This is a genomic window from Sphingobium sp. AP49 (assembly GCF_000281715.2).
GTDB lineage: Bacteria > Pseudomonadota > Alphaproteobacteria > Sphingomonadales > Sphingomonadaceae > Sphingobium.
The window spans coordinates 777,399-794,638 of record NZ_CP124576.1 but is presented as its reverse complement, the minus strand read 5'-3'; the positions used below and the strand labels follow the sequence as shown (position 1 = coordinate 794,638).

At 63.0% G+C, this 17,240-nt stretch carries 23 protein-coding genes; 7 read left to right on the top strand and 16 right to left on the bottom strand.

What is annotated here, in order from left to right; genetic code table 11:
* Nucleotides 1-2 precede the first annotated feature (2 nt).
* Nucleotides 3-494: a GNAT family N-acetyltransferase gene (locus PMI04_RS03890; protein WP_238535936.1), complete on the top strand. Its 492-nt coding sequence runs from the start codon at nucleotides 3-5 to the stop codon at nucleotides 492-494.
* Here the strand turns inward: PMI04_RS03890 and PMI04_RS03885 are convergent.
* The 5 genes from PMI04_RS03885 to rpmF all read right to left on the bottom strand — a co-directional run bounded on the left by PMI04_RS03885 (nucleotide 491) and on the right by rpmF (nucleotide 3,631).
* Nucleotides 491-853, bottom strand: coding sequence for a MerR family transcriptional regulator (locus PMI04_RS03885; RefSeq protein WP_007711184.1), 363 nt, complete (start codon nucleotides 851-853; stop codon nucleotides 491-493). The two genes, PMI04_RS03890 and PMI04_RS03885, sit on opposite strands and share 4 nt — an antisense overlap.
* An 82-nt stretch (nucleotides 854-935) precedes the next feature.
* On the bottom strand, nucleotides 936-1,232 hold the full coding sequence (gene ihfA / locus PMI04_RS03880) for an integration host factor subunit alpha (RefSeq protein WP_007711186.1): 297 nt from the start codon (nucleotides 1,230-1,232) through the stop codon (nucleotides 936-938).
* Nucleotides 1,233-1,394: 162 nt separating this feature from the next.
* Complete coding sequence (locus PMI04_RS03875) at nucleotides 1,395-2,363, bottom strand: beta-ketoacyl-ACP synthase III (protein WP_007711188.1); 969 nt, start codon at nucleotides 2,361-2,363, stop codon at nucleotides 1,395-1,397.
* Nucleotides 2,360-3,385 (bottom strand): phosphate acyltransferase PlsX, encoded by a 1,026-nt coding sequence (gene plsX / locus PMI04_RS03870; RefSeq protein WP_037486682.1) that lies wholly within the window; start codon nucleotides 3,383-3,385, stop codon nucleotides 2,360-2,362. The genes PMI04_RS03875 and plsX overlap by 4 nt, the downstream gene beginning before the upstream one ends.
* Before the next feature lie 66 nt (nucleotides 3,386-3,451).
* On the bottom strand, nucleotides 3,452-3,631 hold the full coding sequence (rpmF, locus tag PMI04_RS03865; protein WP_007711192.1) for a 50S ribosomal protein L32: 180 nt from the start codon (nucleotides 3,629-3,631) through the stop codon (nucleotides 3,452-3,454).
* A gap of 205 nt (nucleotides 3,632-3,836) precedes the next feature.
* Here rpmF and PMI04_RS03860 point away from each other — a divergent pair, with 205 nt between their 5' ends.
* Nucleotides 3,837-4,265, top strand: a complete 429-nt coding sequence (locus PMI04_RS03860; protein ID WP_007711197.1) for an MAPEG family protein — start codon at nucleotides 3,837-3,839, stop codon at nucleotides 4,263-4,265.
* Here PMI04_RS03860 and PMI04_RS03855 read toward each other — a convergent pair.
* Nucleotides 4,262-4,918, bottom strand: coding sequence for an MBL fold metallo-hydrolase (locus PMI04_RS03855; protein ID WP_007711198.1), 657 nt, complete (start codon nucleotides 4,916-4,918; stop codon nucleotides 4,262-4,264). The genes PMI04_RS03860 and PMI04_RS03855 overlap by 4 nt on opposite strands.
* Before the next feature lie 63 nt (nucleotides 4,919-4,981).
* Here PMI04_RS03855 and PMI04_RS03850 point away from each other — a divergent pair, with 63 nt between their 5' ends.
* The gene (locus PMI04_RS03850; protein ID WP_238535937.1) at nucleotides 4,982-5,629 is read left to right on the top strand and encodes a methyltransferase domain-containing protein; all 648 of its coding nucleotides are present in this window, start codon (nucleotides 4,982-4,984) and stop codon (nucleotides 5,627-5,629) included.
* Between the two features lie 6 nt (nucleotides 5,630-5,635).
* Here the strand turns inward: PMI04_RS03850 and PMI04_RS03845 are convergent, their stop codons facing one another.
* The 4 genes from PMI04_RS03845 to PMI04_RS03830 form a co-directional block, all read right to left on the bottom strand.
* Nucleotides 5,636-6,061 (bottom strand): Rrf2 family transcriptional regulator, encoded by a 426-nt coding sequence (locus PMI04_RS03845; RefSeq protein WP_004209947.1) that lies wholly within the window; start codon nucleotides 6,059-6,061, stop codon nucleotides 5,636-5,638.
* 94 nt (nucleotides 6,062-6,155) lie between these two features.
* Complete coding sequence (locus PMI04_RS03840) at nucleotides 6,156-7,160, bottom strand: glycerophosphodiester phosphodiesterase (protein WP_238535940.1); 1,005 nt, start codon at nucleotides 7,158-7,160, stop codon at nucleotides 6,156-6,158.
* Nucleotides 7,161-7,198: 38 nt separating this feature from the next.
* A complete protein-coding gene (locus tag PMI04_RS03835) occupies nucleotides 7,199-7,555 on the bottom strand; it encodes an ArsC family reductase (protein WP_007711205.1) in 357 nt (118 codons plus the stop codon).
* Nucleotides 7,556-7,570: 15 nt separating this feature from the next.
* Nucleotides 7,571-7,951, bottom strand: a complete 381-nt coding sequence (locus PMI04_RS03830) for a RidA family protein (protein WP_007711207.1) — start codon at nucleotides 7,949-7,951, stop codon at nucleotides 7,571-7,573.
* A 164-nt stretch (nucleotides 7,952-8,115) separates the two neighbouring features.
* On the opposite strand from PMI04_RS03830, the gene PMI04_RS03825 reads away from it, so the two are divergent.
* Complete coding sequence (locus PMI04_RS03825) at nucleotides 8,116-8,463, top strand: hypothetical protein (protein WP_007711209.1); 348 nt, start codon at nucleotides 8,116-8,118, stop codon at nucleotides 8,461-8,463.
* A gap of 3 nt (nucleotides 8,464-8,466) precedes the next feature.
* Here the strand turns inward: PMI04_RS03825 and PMI04_RS03820 are convergent, their stop codons facing one another.
* Nucleotides 8,467-8,883, bottom strand: a complete 417-nt coding sequence (locus PMI04_RS03820; protein ID WP_007711211.1) for a globin — start codon at nucleotides 8,881-8,883, stop codon at nucleotides 8,467-8,469.
* Between the two features lie 149 nt (nucleotides 8,884-9,032).
* On the opposite strand from PMI04_RS03820, the gene PMI04_RS03815 reads away from it, so the two are divergent.
* On the top strand, nucleotides 9,033-9,641 hold the full coding sequence (locus PMI04_RS03815) for a thermonuclease family protein (protein ID WP_007711212.1): 609 nt from the start codon (nucleotides 9,033-9,035) through the stop codon (nucleotides 9,639-9,641).
* Nucleotides 9,642-9,671: 30 nt separating this feature from the next.
* On the opposite strand, the gene PMI04_RS03810 is transcribed toward PMI04_RS03815, so the two are convergent.
* The 5 genes from PMI04_RS03810 to PMI04_RS03790 form a co-directional block, all read right to left on the bottom strand.
* The gene (locus PMI04_RS03810) at nucleotides 9,672-10,358 is read right to left on the bottom strand and encodes a glycine zipper 2TM domain-containing protein (protein ID WP_007711213.1); all 687 of its coding nucleotides are present in this window, start codon (nucleotides 10,356-10,358) and stop codon (nucleotides 9,672-9,674) included.
* A gap of 273 nt (nucleotides 10,359-10,631) precedes the next feature.
* Nucleotides 10,632-10,838 carry a hypothetical protein gene (locus tag PMI04_RS03805; protein ID WP_007711214.1) on the bottom strand — a complete coding sequence of 69 codons (207 nt, stop codon included), beginning with the start codon at nucleotides 10,836-10,838 and terminating at the stop codon, nucleotides 10,632-10,634.
* Nucleotides 10,839-10,874: 36 nt separating this feature from the next.
* Complete coding sequence (locus tag PMI04_RS03800; RefSeq protein WP_007711215.1) at nucleotides 10,875-11,129, bottom strand: hypothetical protein; 255 nt, start codon at nucleotides 11,127-11,129, stop codon at nucleotides 10,875-10,877.
* Between the two features lie 138 nt (nucleotides 11,130-11,267).
* Nucleotides 11,268-12,320: a ribonucleotide-diphosphate reductase subunit beta gene (locus tag PMI04_RS03795; protein ID WP_007711216.1), complete on the bottom strand. Its 1,053-nt coding sequence runs from the start codon at nucleotides 12,318-12,320 to the stop codon at nucleotides 11,268-11,270.
* A 93-nt stretch (nucleotides 12,321-12,413) separates the two neighbouring features.
* The gene (locus PMI04_RS03790) at nucleotides 12,414-14,306 is read right to left on the bottom strand and encodes a ribonucleoside-diphosphate reductase subunit alpha (RefSeq protein ID WP_037486697.1); all 1,893 of its coding nucleotides are present in this window, start codon (nucleotides 14,304-14,306) and stop codon (nucleotides 12,414-12,416) included.
* A gap of 618 nt (nucleotides 14,307-14,924) precedes the next feature.
* On the opposite strand from PMI04_RS03790, the gene PMI04_RS03785 reads away from it, so the two are divergent.
* Nucleotides 14,925-15,581: a glutathione S-transferase family protein gene (locus PMI04_RS03785; RefSeq protein ID WP_007711219.1), complete on the top strand. Its 657-nt coding sequence runs from the start codon at nucleotides 14,925-14,927 to the stop codon at nucleotides 15,579-15,581.
* Nucleotides 15,582-15,684: 103 nt separating this feature from the next.
* Complete coding sequence (locus tag PMI04_RS03780) at nucleotides 15,685-17,205, top strand: fumarate hydratase (RefSeq protein WP_007711221.1); 1,521 nt, start codon at nucleotides 15,685-15,687, stop codon at nucleotides 17,203-17,205.
* The last annotated feature ends 35 nt before the right edge of the window (nucleotides 17,206-17,240 follow it).

The following is a 17,240-nucleotide window of genomic DNA, read 5'->3' as shown; positions in this document are numbered from 1 at the left end:
AAATGCGTGATGCGCCGGCACTATCGATCTTGGGCGGAGCGACCTTTCTTGCCAGTTTCGCCCATGATCATCCCGGCGACGCATTGCTTACCCATATCCGCAACGCCCACAGTGAAGCCTATTATCTGGCGGCCCTGTCCGATCCGGCGCAGACCCTGTTGATTGGCGAAACGCCGATGGGCGCACCGGTCGGCTATGCGCTGATCACGCCACCCGACCTTCCGATCGCGACGGACGACCGGTACGATGTCGAACTCAAACGCATCTACCTGCTGGGCGGCTGGCAAGGCGGCGGTCAGGGCGATCGGCTGATGGCATTGGTCGAGGCAGAAGCTCGAGCCCGGAACGCGCAAAGGCTACTGCTCGCCGTCTATCCACAGAATGACCGGGCACGCCGCTTCTATGCCCGTCATGGCTTTACTGAGATTGGCGAGCTGACCTTCATGGTCGGCGATGTGCCCTTTCGCGACCTGATCTATGCGCGCATGCTCTAAGAGTTGCCCTCTTCGCCGATCGCCCGCGCCAGACCAGCGCGAATCGTCTCCAGCCGGCCCAGAAAATCTCCACTATCGACGGCTGCCTGCCCCTGCAGCGCATCGGGCACAATTGTATCGCCACCATCCGCCAGCGCCTTTTGCGCGCCCTTCACCGTGAAGCCTTCGACGTTGAGCAACTGGTTGATGCGCCGAGCCAATGCGACATCGCCCGGCCGATAATAGCGCCGATTACCCGATCGTTGCAGCGGTCTCAGTTGCGGGAAGCGGGTTTCCCAATAGCGCAAAATATGTTGGGGAAGACCAAGCTCGCTCGCCAGTTCGCTGATGGTCAGAAATGCACCCTCTGCCTTGTTCATGGCACGATGTTGCACCCATAGTCGAGCTAAGGTCAACTATAGTAAATCAGGACGAATATTTAAAAAGCGCTTTCCTGGAATTTTAGCTGTCCGCGACACGATCCCGCATCGTCTGACTGGCGCGAAAGGTCAGGACCCGGCGCGGTTCGATCGGTACCTCGATCCCGGTCTTGGGATTGCGCCCCATGCGCTCTGTCTTGTCACGCAAGACAAATGTCCCAAAACTCGAAATTTTCACATTTTCGCCGCGCTCCAACGCGCTGGACATATGCTCTAGAATCGATTCGACCAGCGCCGCAGCCTCCGCGCGGGACAGACCGATATGACGATTGACGCTCTCCGCCAGATCCGCGCGGGTCAGAGTACCTGTGCCGGTCATCCTATGTCCCCAAATTTACCCCCCAATCATCCGCAATAGATGACTGCATGGCAAATGTGATCCATCTTCAATGATTCGGCAAGCGGGGCGCAAGACAAAGACGGTTAAGCGATTCGATCCGGCGACGAAACTGGGCTGGCGATTTCCTGTCCGACGCAGCGTCTATACGCGCAGGACGCAGGCACCCCAAGTAAAGCCGCCACCCATCGCTTCCAATACCAGAAGATCGCCCGACTTGATGCGACCATCCCGCATGGCGGTGTCCAGCGCCAGGGGCACCGAAGCTGCGGATGTGTTGGCATGCCGGTCGACGGTGACGACGACCTTGTCCGGCGACAGCTTCAGCTTGCGGGCGGTGGCGTCGAGAATGCGCGCATTGGCCTGATGCGGCACCAGCCAGTCGATGTCGGCCGGCGTCATGTCCGCCAGTGCCATCACTTCCTTGAGTACGGAGGCGAGATTCACCACCGCATGACGAAACACTTCCTGCCCCTTCATGCGCAGCTTGCCGACAGTCTGGGTGGTCGAAGGACCGCCGTCGACATATAGGAGCTGGTTGTGCCGGCCATCCGCATGCAGCTTCGACGCCAGGATACCGCGCGCACCATCCGCGCTTTCCTCCGCCCCCAGCACGACCGCACCGGCGCCATCACCAAATAGGACGCAGGTGGCGCGATCTTCCCAATCGAGAATACGGCTGAAGGTCTCCGCGCCGATGACCAGCGCGCGCTGGGCAGCACCCGAGCGGATCATCGAGTCGGCGACGGTCATCGCATAAAGGAAGCCCGAACAGACGGCCGCGACATCGAATGCGACACAATCATCGATACCCAGGGATGCCTGCACCAATGTCGCGCTGGCAGGGAAAGTCTGATCCGGCGTAGCCGTCGCCAGCACGATCAGATCAATATCCGATGCGGCCAGTCCCGCCGCATCCAGCGCGCGGCGCGCGGCATCCGCCGCCAGAGTCGTCGTTGTCTCACCCTCACCGGCTATATAGCGGGTGCGAATGCCGGTGCGTTCGACGATCCATTCGTCGCTAGTGTCGACAGTCTCGGTCAATTCCGCATTAGTGACAAGGCGGGCCGGCAGGGCCGAACCCGTGCCCAAGAGAACGGAACGACGGATCACTTGACGGGCATCTCCACCTTGGACGCGACGGCCGATAGCCCCTGGACGCCCGCCATGTCGGCAGCAATCCGTCGCGTGATATCCTCTTCCAGCAGGCGTGCGGCGACATGAACCGCGTTGGCCACGCCCTTGGCATCGGCATTGCCGTGGCTCTTCACGACCACGCCATTCAGGCCCAGGAACACCGCGCCGTTATGATTGTTCGGATCGAGATGATGTTTCAGCAAATGCATTGCCGGCTTTGAAATCAGGAAACCGATTTTCGACCGCAGCGAACTGGTGAAAGCGCGACGCAGCACGTCCGCGACGAAACGCGCGGTACCCTCTGCAGTCTTGAGCGCGACATTGCCGGAAAAGCCGTCGCATACGATCACGTCGACATCGCCGCGACCGATCTTGTCGCCTTCGGTAAAGCCGTCGAAGGACATGGGCAACGCATCTGCCGCCCGCAGCACAGCGGCGGCATCGCGAATCTCATCCGTACCCTTAAGCTCTTCGGTACCGATGTTGAGCAGACGCACGCGCGGCCGTTCCAGGTCGAAGGCGATACGCGCATAGGCTGCACCCATCACCGCGAACTGAACGAGGTTACGCGCGTCGCACTCGGTATTGGCGCCAAGGTCAAGCATGATAACGTCATTGTCGCCAAGCGTCGGCAGCATGGCCGCCAGCGCCGGACGATCGACGCCAGGCATGGTTCGTAGCGCCAGCTTCGCCATTGCCATCAACGCGCCGGTATTACCGGCGGAGACAGCGGCCCCGGCATCGCCCGACTTCACGGCATGAATCGCCATGCTCATCGAGCTGCTCTTCTTGCGAATCGCAACGCTGGGCTTGTCGGCGCCTTCGACGATGGTATCGGAATGGACGACTTCCGACGCCGCCCGCAAATTGGGGTGGTTGTCGAGAGCCGCCTTGATCCGCGTTTCGTCGCCGAACAGGGTGAAGCGGAGTCCTTCGTGCCGGCGACGAGCGAGCGCAACGCCCGCCATCATCACCCGCACGCCTTCATCCCCGCCCATCGCGTCAATTGCGATTCGCGGTTGGCTGGACACTGAGATCACCCCTTTGCGGAGATCGAAAAGTCTTTACGCCCCGACGGCGACGACTTCACGGCCGTTATAATGGCCGCAGGCGTCGCACAGGTTATGCGGACGCTTCAGTTCACCGCAGTTCGAGCATTCCTGGAATGCTTCGACGCGCAGCGAATCGTGGCTGCGACGCATGCCACGCTTGGACGGGGATGTTTTCCTTTTGGGGACAGCCATGTCGGCACCTGTTTCCGTAACTAAATCTGGTTATGCGACTGGCCGGTTTCCGAATGAAGCGCCGACGGCACGGGTGCCGCAGACCATGCGGCCCGGGTGATCGCGAAGCCCTGCGCCTATAGCCGTTTTTGAAGATGGTGCAAGTCCTTCCTTGCCCGCAAGACCGCGGCGCCTATGGTGACGGCCATTGGATAAGGGGATGCCGATGTTGTTGCCGATCACGCTTACGCTGGCTGCGGCCTGTGCATTCATCAATTTCTGGCTGGCGGTCCGCTGCGCCCGAATCCGGGTGGGTGCGAAGCTTTTGCACGGCGACTCGGGAAACATGCTGCTGGCCCGGCGTATGCGGGCGCACGCCAATTTCATCGAATATACGCCGATCATCCTGATTCTCTTCGGCCTCATCGAAATGGCGATCGGCGCGCCGCTATGGCTGTGGATCGGGGCGATGATCTATGCGCTGGCGCGAATCGCCCATGGCTTTGGCATGGACGCGGACAAGCCGACGGTCTGGCGCGCGGGCGGCGCGCTGCTCACCTGGATCGTGATGATCGGCTTGGCGATCGCCGCCCTCTATGTCGCCTATAGCGCGACACGGGCCATCCCAGCGCCGCCAACGATGGCGCGCGTCTAACCGAGCACCGAATCCGCGACGAAAGGATTGGTCCGCCGCTCATAGGCGAAATTGCTCATCTCGCCATGGCCGGGGACGAAGGCGGTCTGCCCGCCCAGCGGCCAGAGCTTGCCGGTGATCGCATCGATCAGATGCTGATGATTGCCGCGCGGGAAGTCGGTGCGGCCGATCGACCCCTTGAACAAGACGTCACCCACGATCGCGAGCTGGCTCGGCGCATGGTGGAAGACGACATGGCCCGGCGTGTGGCCCGGGCAATGATAGACGTCGAAGGTCAGATTGCCGACCGTCACCTGATCGCCATCGACCAGCCAGCGGTCCGGCTCGAAACTTTCGCCCGGAATGCCCCAGCGCTCGCCATCCTGCGGCAGCCGGTCGATCCAGAAACGATCCTCCTCATGCGGCCCCTCGATCGGGACATCGAGGTCGCGGGCCAGCACGCCGGCCTGTCCGCAATGGTCGATATGGCCGTGGGTGACGAGGATCTTCTCAATCGTGACGCCATGCTGCTCCGCCGCCTTCTTCAGCACCGGCAGGTCGCCGCCCGGATCGACAAAGGCGCCGCGCATCGTTTCCGTGCACCAGAAGAGGGTGCAGTTCTGCTGCAACGGGGTGACGGGGATCAGGACGGCTTTGAGCGGCGGCGTGGTCATGCTGCCGATGTGGCGAAGCGGCGGGGCGAGCGCAAGGGCTGGCACATGGCATCATGACGAACGATGGCAACTAGTCCTATGCTGTTGCTGGAGGCGGCCCCCATGAATGACGGCATCGAAGAAAATATCATCGCCATCTATGACCGGCACGGGCGGACGTGGGCCGGCCTGCGAGGCGATCGGCCGACGGAAGGTGCTTGGCTGGATCGATTCTGTCGCTTGCTCTCCCCCGGCGCCACGGTGCTGGACATAGGATGTGGGTCAGGCGTGCCGATCGCGCGCGCACTGGCGCGGCGCGGCTTTGACGTTACCGGCATCGATGGCAGTGCGACCATGCTGACGCTGTTCCGCGAGAATATGCCCGATACGCCGGCGCTGTGCGCGGACATGCGCCAACTGGCCCTGGACAAGCGGTTCGGTGGGCTGATCGCCTGGGACAGCTTCTTCCACCTGTCGCCCAAGGAGCAGCGCAGCCTGTTCGCCCGCTTTGCCGCGCATGCCGAGCCGGGAGCGCCGCTGATGTTCACCAGCGGTCCGAAGGAGGGCAGCGCGATCGGTGAACTGGAAGGCGAACCGCTCTATCATGGCAGCCTGTCGCCTGAAGAATATCGGATGCGGCTTGATGCTACCGGCTTTGCAATCGTCGATCATGTCGCTGAAGACCAAAGTTGCGGCGGCCGCACCATCTGGCTCGCCCAAAAGCGGGGCTGAGTGCCCCTACCCCAACCCTTCGGCCGCGAAGGGTTCGGCCAGGCTGATGCTGTCGAGTACCTTGGCGGTTTCGTCGCGGACGCGCAGCATCACCCGGTGCAGGCGACATTCGCTTTCGGGCAGGCAGTTGGTGCAGCTTTCATGGGCAAAACGGCTGGCGCAGGGCGTGAGCGCCAGCGACCCCCGGGTAAGACGAACGATATCGCCATAGCTGATATCGACCGGCGCCAGGGCCAGCCAATAGCCGCCGTCGCGGCCGCGCTGGGTCGCGACCAGCCCTTCGCGCGACAGTTCCGACAGAATCACCGTCAGGAATTTCGCCGGGATATTCTGGCGCGTCGCAATCTCGTTGAGAGGCACAGGCCCCTGGCGATAGCGGTCGGCAAGATGCTGGAGCGCGCGGATGGCGTAACGGGTCTTCTGGGACAACATGGTCTGTTCGTTATTCGCCTGCGGCCCGGCTTTGGCAAGTCGAGCCGCAGGGTAGAGAAGGGAAAATCCGCTTTAATTTTCGCGACGTCGCCGATCAGGGCTTCGTGCCGCCCAAGGCATCACGCGCCTGCTTGGGAAAGTCGCTGAAAATGCCATCGACACCCGTCGCGGCGATCGCCTGGACATAGCCGGCAAAATCGCCCCGGCCCTGCGGATCGTCCGGCCGCTTATACTGATCGGGCAGGAAGCTGTTTTCCATCCGCAGCGTCCAGATATGGACCTGAAGTCCGGCATCATGGGCACGGCCAACCAGCGCGGTCGCCCCTTCGGGGGCCAGCACCATGGCGGCGGACGGGCCGAGGCCGGTGGCATAGCCGGCAATCGCCTCCAGCCCGGAGACGCTCATCATGTCGGCATAGGTCGTGCCGGGCTCGTCGGCAGGGCCGCCCTCGGCATCGACAAGCTGGATGAGGCGCAGCCGGGTAGCTTCATGCAGGGCCTTCAGATTGCCGACCTCGAACGACTGGATGAACACCGGGTCGTCGGCATTGGTATAGCCATATTTGCCGAGCAGATCGAGCAGCGCCTGCTGGTGCGGCAGGCCGATGCCGGCGAAATAGCTGGGATGCTTGGTTTCGGGATAGAGGCCGATGCGGCGATGCTGCTCCGCTTCCTTGGCGCGGACCAGCTTCAATATCTCCTCGAAGGTCGGGATGAGATAAAGGTCGTTGAAGCGAACATTGGCCGGGCGCAGATCGGGCAGGCGCTCGCGCGCCCGCAGCGTGCGCAGTTCGGCGAGGGTGAAATCCTCGGTGAACCAGCCGGTCATTGCGATGCCGTCGATCGTCTTGGTCGTCTTGCGATCGGCAAATTCGGGATGGTCGGCGACGTCGGTGGTGCCGCCAATCTCATTTTCGTGCCGGGCGACCAGCACGCCATCCTTGGTCAGGACCAGGTCCGGCTCGATATAGTCGGCGCCCTGGTCGATCGCCCGCTCATAGCTGGCGAGCGTATGTTCGGGCCGCTCGCCACTGGCACCGCGATGCGCGATGATCAGCGGGTCGGCGGCCCGGACGGCGGAAAGGGGAAGCAGGCCCATCATCAGCAATGCCCCGATGCCCAGCAGCCCCCGTCCGATCACGCCATCACGCCTTTCAGCGCGTTTTCATAGGTCGTCGCCTTGAAGCCGACGATCGTGCCCTTGCCGGTGTCGAGGATCGGGCGCTTGATCATCGAGGGGTTGGTGATCATCAGCAGGATCGCCTTGTCCGCGTCGATATGCGCCTTGTCGCCGGCGTCGAGCGCCTTGAAGGTGGTGCCGGAACGGTTGAGGATGGTTTCCCAGCCATGCTCCATCACCCATTCTTCGAGCTTCGCCTTGTCGACGCCCGCGACCTTATAGTCGTGGAAGCTGTAGGCGACGCGCTCATTATCCAGCCAGTTGCGGGCCTTCTTGATCGTGTCGCAATTCTTGATGCCGTACATGGTAATCATGATGATGTGTCCCTGTTACCCTTTGAAGGCGGTGACTTCGATTTCGATCTTCATCTCCGGCTTGATCAGGCCAGCGACGACGCAGCTGGCGGCCGGGCGGATTTCGCCAAAGATGGGCGCAGTGGCCTTGCCCAGATCGTCCCAATAGGCAGGGTCGGTGATATAATAGGTGACGCGCACGACATCGGCAAAGGAGAAGCCGGCGTCTTCGAGCGCCTTGCCGATCACCTTGAGCGCGTTGACGCCCTGATCGACCACGCTGTCGGGCATGATCTTGGTTTCAGGATCGGTGCCGGTGGTGCCGGCGACGAAGCACCAGTCGCCCTGGACGACGGCGCGCGAATAGCCGACCTGCGCCTCGAAGGGCGAGCCGGAGGAAATGAGCTGGCGGGACATGGAGGGATTCCTGTTGCGGTGCAAAAAGGATCGGGGCGAAAAGGATCGCGACGGCCTTTGCCCCCTTGGTCCGGCCCTGTCCAGCCCGTTTCCTGCCCCCTTGCGCGGAACGGAGAAAAGGAGTGATCGTTGGGCACAGGCACGCCCTTTCAAGGAGACTCGCCATGACGCTTCCCGACAATCGCCCCTTCCCCGACGAGAGCGAGGAAAATAGCGAACAGGCCGACGCCGGCAGCCAGGCTAATGACGTCGCCGACGATGCGCTGGGCCGGACCAGCGACCTGAGCGAAGAGAGCGAGCATGGCGGGCGGCCCAACCCGGCGCAGATCATCCCCGACGATGTCCCCGACCTGGTCGACAAGATGAACGAAATGGACCGGTCCGGCTGGATCGATGAAGGCGCGTTCGACGGCGAGCCGCGGATGGACGACGAGGATGAGGGCGAGGAAGACGAGATCGACGAGGATGACGCGATCGACTGGGCCGAGGAACGGGACGAGGACGACGAATAGGGCCTAGCCGGCCTGCCCCCTGACGGGCGCGAGACCGAAATTGATCATGCCGCGCGCCATGTGCCCGAGTGCTTCGGCCATGGCGTCGGCAATGTCGGTATCGAGATCCTCCTGCATGGCGATCGCGCAGGCCGCTGCCGTCGCCCATTGATCGGCCAGTTGGGGCGTGATCGGAAAGCTGCGGTGTAGCGACATGATGCAGATGCCGCGCTGAAACCAGTCGCGCGGGCCGCCAAGCCAGCCGCACAGGAAGCGGGCGAGACCATGGCGCACGACGGAAAGGTCGGCGGCATGGAGCGCGCGTAGCTCGGCATAGGCCGGGTCGCTTTCCAGCAGATCATAGAAGCGGTTCGCGATGGCACGCACGACCGGTTCGCCGCCGATGCGATGATAGGGGCTGGGCGGCGCGGCGGCATTCATGCGGCGATCTCCATGGACTGAGGCGCGCGCATCATGCTGCCCACCGCGATCCTGACATTGATCCCGGTCAAATCCCGCTTCGGCCGAAATGGCGACAAGACGGATCAGATTTAACCCACTGTTTTCGCTTGGCATGCTAGGCGCGCGCCATGGCCAGACGTCCCGACCGATTCACCCCTGACCGCATCGACACGCTCTGGCGCCGGGAAGCAGCGCGCGCCGGGCAGGCGCGCTTTCGTCGCCCAGCGCCCCAACGCAGCGGTTTCAGCGGCAAGACCCTCGCGCTGGTGCTGGCGTTGGGGATGATGATCGGCTGGCAGGCGCCCGACTGGTGGGCGCGACTGGCGCCCGGGGTCGCCATGCCGACGACATCGACGAGCGTTCACCAATCGGGCGCCAGCGCCGACCGGCTGTCGGCCGATTTCGGCTATTGCCACAGCGGCGGCGGGACCAATTGCGTCGTCGATGGCGACACCTTCTGGTTCCGGGACGAGAAATACCGGATCGCCGACATCGACACGCCCGAAACCCATGGGCCGCGCTGTCCGGAGGAAGGGGCACTGGGTGCACGGGCGACCAGTCGGTTGCAGCAGTTGATGAATGCCGGCCCCTTCTCGCTGGAGATAGAGGGACGGGCGACCGACCGTTATGGCCGCGCGCTGCGAATCGTGACGCGCGACGGTCGGTCGATCGGCCAGCAACTGGTCGATGAAGGACTGGCCCGACCCTGGGATGGGCGCCGCCACCCCTGGTGCTGAAAAGGGGGCGCCATCGCCCCCTTCGCCAGACTAGCGGCAGCTGAGGCTGCCGCGGTCGATCTCGCGGCCGAGCAGTGCGCCGGCGCCGCCGCCGATCAATATGCCCGCCGTGTTGGAATAGCCGCGATCGAGCTGGCCGCCGATCAGCGCGCCGATCGCGCCGCCGATGATGAGGCCCGTGGTGCCGTCCGAACGGCGGCAATAATAGCGGTCGTCATAGCCGCGATAGATGCGCATGTTGCGGTCGACCCGGATCGGCGCATAGCCGCCGCGATAATAGCGATCGGGACGATAGCGATCACCATAGCGCGGGTCCGGACGATTCCAGTCATAGCCATAGACCGGCGGACCAGGACGACGATAGCCGCCATGGGGTGGCGGCGGCGGACGATGGTTGCCGGGTTGTCCATATTGGGGCGGACGACCATTGCCGGGACGCCCCGGCTGGGGCGGGCGGCCTGCCCCCGGCCGGCCGGGTTGCGGCGGACGCTGCGCACCGGGTCCACCGCCCTGGGGTGGCCGCTGGGCATTGCCGCGGCCAGGACCGGGGCCGCCATGGCTGGGCGGACGCTGCGCACCCGGACCACCGGGGCCGCCATGGCTCGACGAAGGGCCGCCGGGCCGGCCCTGGCCTGGCTGGGCGGTGGCGGGCATGGCGGTCAACGCCATGGCGCCCAATGAAAGCGCGGCAATCATGCTCTTGGCAAAGCGACGCATAGTCCTGTCCCTTTTCGATTCTTGCAGACCAGGGCAAGGTAGAACGCCGCGGCTGAACAGATGTTGCACGAACGGAACAAAAGAAGCGAGGCCGGTAACCGATGTAGGAAATGGCGGGCTTAACTTCGCACATTTCCCGCACATTCTGATATTTAATTTCCAGCTCTTGTCATTTCAGAACCATTCGCCGCTGGCAGCCGTGGACCGGCGGGACAGCATCATAGGCCTGCACAAAGGCATAGGACAGCGATAGCGGGACGCCCGCCCGGCGCGTCAGAACGCGTTGGCGATGGCGGCACGCTGACTGTTGTCGAGGCCGTCCTGGGCTGCGATCGCGGCCTGATCCGCGCCGGCCTGATCGCCGCCATCGCTGCCCACGAACTGAATCGCGCTCAGCAGCACCAGCACGGCCCAAAGCAACGCCATCCAGCGGCTGGTGAAAAGGGAGCGGAGGCGAACGCCGAACATGCTGACCGGCATAAGGGCGCCGCCGTTAAGGAAGCGTCACTGGCCGGGTCAGCCCGATGCGGGTGGAAAGGCGACGCCGCCGTCGGGCGGGGTTGGCGGCGGACCGCTCAATACCAGCCGATCGAGTTGCGCATAACCCAGGCAGAGATGGCAATAGGCGAAGTCGAAGGCGGTGTTCAGCACCCAGGCCTGGCTCGCGACATCCCAGGCAGCCCACGCCTCCCGCGTGACCTGATCGCAACCACAGACATTGCAAACAAAGACATAGGCAGTCTGGGGCGGTGGATCGGTCGGCGCGGTCATGGCCGGACCATAGCGCAGGACATCGACATTCCGGCGCGAAACTGGTCCGTTATGGACGCGATGCGGGGACTCTCTGGAAGCGCACAAAAAAGGGGAGGCGCTCCCCGCGCCTCCCCTCCCCTCGACCTGGTCGGACGCTTATTCCGCCGCGATGCCGGCGGCCTTGAACATGTCCGGGTCGCTTTCGTCGGCATTGGCCGCTTCGCTGCCCTTGAGCTTCTTGCGGCGATCGAACGCGTCCCAGACGTCGTTCCACTGACCACGGGTCGCGCCCTTGCTATATTCGGTGGCGCGGGTTTCGAAGAAATTGGCATGCTCCACGCCGTTCAGCAGCGGGGTCAGCCAGGGCAGCGGATGCTCATCGATCATGTAGATGGGCTTGAGGCCCAGCTGGCCCAGGCGCCAGTCGGCGATGTAGCGGACATATTTCTTGATGTCCTTGGGCGTCATACCGGGCACCGGCCCCATTTCGAAGACGAGGTCGACGAACGCATCCTCGATCCGGACGGTCTTCTGGCACATGTCCATGATGTCGTCCTTGACCGCCGGGGTCAGGCACTGGCGTTCGGCGCAGAAGGCGTGGAACAGCTTGATGATGCCCTCGCAATGCAGCGTCTCGTCGCGGACCGACCAGGTGACGATCTGGCCCATGCCCTTCATCTTGTTGAAGCGCGGGAAGTTCATCAGCATGGCGAAGGAGGCGAAAAGCTGCAGCCCTTCGGTAAAGCCGCCGAACATGGCGAGGGTGCGGGCAATATCCTCGTCGCTGTCGACGCCGAAGGTCGCCAGATAGTCATGCTTGTCCTTCATCTCCTTATATTGGAGGAAGGCCGAATATTCGCTTTCGGGCATGCCGATCGTGTCGAGCAGATGGCTGTAGGCGGCGATATGGACCGTTTCCATGTTGCTGAACGCGGTCAGCATCATCTTGATCTCGGTCGGCTTGAACACGCGGCCATATTTTTCGTGGTAGCAATCCTGCACTTCCACGTCGGCCTGGGTGAAGAAGCGGAAAATCTGGGTCAGCAGATTGCGCTCATGGTCGGACAGCTTCTGCGCCCAGTCGCGGCAATCCTCGCCCAGAGGCACTTCCTCGGGCAGCCAGTGGAGCTGCTGCTGACGCTTCCAGAATTCATAGGCCCAGGGATATTCAAAGGGCTTGTAGACCTTGGAGGCTTGAAGAAGGGGCATGGCGACGTGTCCTAATGATTTTGATTGCGCCGTCGAAGTCGGCGGCTTTCCAGCCTGTGACCCCGGCTTCAGCCGGGGCGACAGCTATTTTGCTTACTGACAGGCGAGGCACTCGTCATAGTCGGTGGTCTCGCCGATCTCGAACTTGGGCGCGTCGATCGTGTTGTCCGCTTCCACGCCACCGGCGAAGCCGGCGCGCTGCACCGACTTGGAGCGCAGATAATAGAGCGACTTGATGCCCAGTTCCCATGCCCGGAAGTGGAGCATCAGCAGATCCCACTTCTCGACGTCGGCCGGGATGAACAGGTTCAGCGACTGCGCCTGGTCGATATAGGGCGTGCGATCAGCGGCCAGTTCGAGCAGCCAGCGCTGGTCGATCTCGAAGCTGGTCTTGAACGTGTCCTTCTCTTCCTGGCTCAGGAAATCGAGATGTTGGACCGAACCACCGCGCTCGAGAATCGAATTCCAGACATTGGTGCTGTCCTTGGCCTTGGCCACCAGCAGCTTTTCCAGATAGGGATTCTTGATCGCGAAGCTGCCCGAGAGCGTCTTGTGGGTGTAGATATTGGCCGGGATCGGTTCGATACAGGCCGAGGTGCCACCGCAGATGATCGAGATCGACGCGGTCGGCGCGATCGCCATCTTGCAGCTGAACCGTTCCATCACGCCCTGGTCGGCGGCGTCGGGGCACGGGCCGCGCTCCACCGCAAGCTGCATGGATGCTTCGTCAACCTGGCCCTTGATATGCTTGAAGATGCGCAGATTCCACGACTTGGCCATCGCGCCCTCGAACGGGATGTTGCGCGCCTGGAGGAAGCTGTGGAAGCCCATCACGCCCAGGCCCACCGAGCGTTCACGGCTGGCGCTGTACTTGGCGCGGGCCATTTCCGGCGGCGCACGGTCGATATAGTCCTGCAGCACATTGTCGAGGAAGCGCATGATGTCTTCCGCGAATTTCTTGTCGTCCTTCCATTCGTCCCAGGTTTCCAGGTTCATGGAAGAGAGGCAGCAGACCGCCGTACGGTCATTGCCGAGATGGTCGCGACCCGTCGGCAAGGTGATTTCCGAACAGAGGTTCGACGTGGAGACCTTGAGCCCCAGGTCGCGGTGATGCTTGGGCATCATCCGGTTCACCGTGTCGGAGAAGACGATATAGGGTTCGCCGGTGGCGAGGCGGACCTCGACCAGCTTCTGGAACAGCGCACGGGCATTGACGGTGCCGCGCACCGACTGGTCCTTGGGGCTGCGCAGGTTGAAATCCGTGCCGTCGCGCACCGCTTCCATGAACTCGTCGGTCAGCAGCACGCCATGGTGCAGGTTGAGCGCCTTGCGGTTGAAGTCGCCCGACGTCTTGCGGATTTCGAGGAACTCCTCGATCTCCGGGTGGGAGACGTCGAGATAGCAGGCCGCCGAGCCACGGCGCAGCGAGCCCTGGCTGATCGCCAGCGTCAGGCTGTCCATCACGCGGACGAAGGGAATGATGCCGCTGGTCTTGCCATTGAGGCCGACCGGCTCGCCAATGCCGCGCACGCTGCCCCAATAGGTGCCGATGCCGCCGCCGCGCGAGGCGAGCCAGACATTCTCGTTCCAGGTGTTGACGATGCCTTCCAGGCTGTCGTCGACGCTGTTCAGATAGCAGCTGATCGGAAGACCCCGGCCGGTGCCGCCGTTCGACAGCACGGGCGTCGCCGGCATGAACCAGAGCTTCGAGATATAGTCATAGACCCGCTGCGCATGGTCGGCGTCGTCCGAATAGGCGGCGGCGACGCGGGCGAAGAGATCCTGATAGCTCTCGCCGGGCAGCAGATAGCGGTCGTTCAGCGTATCCTTGCCGAATTCCGTCAGCAGCGCATCGCGCGACGCATCCGTCACGACATGGAAACGGCGCGCATGAATCGTCGAAGACGAGGATGCCTGCTTGGCCTGCGCCTTCGGATCCGCTTTGGCCTCGGCCGCTGCCGTCGTCTCTTCGACCCGTTCGTCCATCACCGTCGCCACGTCGCCGTTACCACCCTGTCCACTATCTCGAAAATCCATGCGAGCCCCCGAATGTTCCTATTCCGTTCGATTCGGTTCAGCCGCCTGCGGAGAACCGCAACGCATAGCAGAAACCGTCCGTCACGGGGACGGAAAAAGGCCCAACCGAGCAGATTGCAGAGACAAAAAAGCCCCGCGCCGAAAACGAAGTCCGGCCTTGCAATCACAATCTGTTGGGTGACCCCCGTTAACCCGATACCATAGATAGTGCCACACCCCACCCGACACGCAAGAGGGTAAATGACATTTCAGGGACTCGGTTCGTCGCCGCCACGATTCGTTTCATCGACAACCAGACACATCGCACCGCAGCGACGCGCGGACTTACAAGGCGCCCGAAAAAGACAAGGGGGCGATGTGCGAATTTAAAATAAATTTGGCTTGCCACGCAAATCCTTGCCGCGCCTGGCGAGCCGCAAAGCCATGACATTTTGATGACCGCCGTCGGGAAGCCACCAGCCGGCGCGGCCCGCATGACGCACAGGCTGCGCAGGCGCGGATCGCTGCGCTATAGCCGGCACAGGCAAGCGAAACCACGCCCCGATTCCCGACCGAGGAGATCGACGCATGATCCTCTATTATCACCCGCTCTCCTCCTATTGCTGGAAAGTGCTGATCGCCTTCTATGAAAATGGCACACCCTTTATCCCACGCATCCTGGAAGAAGAGGCGGCAGTCGCGGAATGGCTGGCACTCTGGCCGCTGGGCAAGTTTCCCGTGCTGCACGATCCTGTACGCGGCGCGACAATCGCCGAAGCGAGCATCATCATCGAATATCTGGGGCGACACGAGCCCGGTACCTTTCATCCCATCCCGCTGGCTGGCGACGCAGCGCTCGAAGCACGGCTGATGGACCGATTGTTCGACAATTATGTGATGGCGCCGATGCAGGGCCTGGTCGGCAACCGGCTGCGACCGGAAGACGCGCGCGACCCCCATGGAGCAGGGGAACATCAGGCGGCGCTGCACAAGATTTACGGCCTATTGGAGACACGGCTGGCCGGTCGGACCTGGGCAGCGGGCGACCATCTGACCCTCGCCGACTGCGCAGCGGCGCCATCGCTCTATTATGCCGACAAGATCGTCCCGCTGCGCACCGACCATCCGGTGCTGGGCGCCTATCTCGACCGGCTGGAGGCGCGGCCGAGTTTTGCCCGGGTGCTGCGCGAGATGCAGCCCTGGTGGCAGAATTTTCCCTTTGCCGACGGGCCACTTGGGTCCTGAACCGCCACCCTTCATCTGGACTCGCGGTCTCAAAAGCCTATAGCCGCGCCTTGCAGGGACCCGCCGTGCAGAGGCGGGCCGCAAGATATAGGGACCAGGGTAGATGACGCTCATCAAGACCGCCGACCTCATCGAGAGCGTCGCCGACGCGCTCCAGTTCATCAGTTACTATCATCCGATGGATTATATCCGGGCACTGGGCAAAGCCTATGAGGCCGAAGCCAATCCGGCGGCGAAGGACGCCATCGCCCAGATCCTGACCAACAGCCGCATGTGCGCCGAAGGGCATCGCCCGATCTGCCAGGACACCGGCATCGTCAATGTGTTCGTGAAGTGGGGCATGGACTGCCGCCTGGACGACAATAGCCGGTCGATGCAGGACGTGATCGATGAAGGCGTGCGCAAGGCCTATCTCAACCCCGAGAACCGCCTGCGCGCGTCGATCCTGAAAGACCCCGCCTTTTCGCGCCAGAACACCAAGGACAACACGCCCTGCGTGCTGAACGTGGAAATGGTGCCGGGCAACAAGGTGATCGTCGATGTCGCGGCCAAGGGCGGCGGGTCCGAGAACAAGACCAAGTTCAAGATGATGAACCCCAGCGATTCGATCGTCGACTGGGTGCTGGAAATGGTGCCGCAGATGGGCGCGGGCTGGTGCCCGCCGGGCATGCTGGGCATCGGCATCGGCGGCACCGCGGAAAAGGCCGTGGCGCTGGCCAAGGAAAGCCTGATGGACCCGATCGACATGGGCGAGCTGAAGGCACGCGGCCCGCAGAACAAGATCGAGGAACTGCGCATCGAGCTGTTCGACAAGGTCAATGCGCTGGGCATCGGCGCGCAGGGCCTGGGCGGCCTCGCCACCGTGCTCGACATCAAGATCCACGACTATCCCTGTCATGCGGCGGGCAAGCCGGTGGCGATGATCCCCAATTGCGCCGCGACGCGCCACGCGCATTTCACGCTCGACGGCTCCGGTCCGGCCTATCTGGAAGCGCCCAAGCTTTCCGAATGGCCGCAGGTGGACTGGAAGCCGAGCAAGGAAGCGATCCGCGTCGACCTCGATAATCTGACGCCCGAAGTCGTCCAGAGCTGGAAGCATGGCGACCGCCTGCTGCTGAACGGCAAGATGCTCACCGGCCGCGACGCCGCGCACAAGCGGATCAAGGACATGCTGGCCAAGGGCGAGAGCCTGCCAGTCGATTTCAAGGGCCGCGTCATCTATTATGTCGGGCCGGTCGATCCGGTACGCGACGAAGTGGTCGGCCCGGCTGGCCCCACCACCGCGACCCGCATGGACAGCTTCATGGACATGATGCTGGCACAGGGCCTGGCCGCCTGCGTCGGCAAGGCCGAGCGCGGCCCCGCCGCGACCGAGAGCATCAAGACCCACAAGAGCGCCTATCTGATGGCGGTAGGCGGCGCGGCCTATCTGGTGTCGCGCGCGATCAAGGCCTCCAAGGTCGTGGGCTTCGAGGATCTGGGCATGGAAGCCATTTACGAATTCACCGTGGAGGACATGCCGGTGACCGTCGCGGTCGACAGTGAAGGCCAGAATGTCCATCGCCTCGCCCCGCTGGTGTGGCAGGAGAAGATCAAGAAGGAGAAGCTGCTCGAAGGGGCGTAAGATCGCCCATCAGCAACTATCCTATTGATACGGAT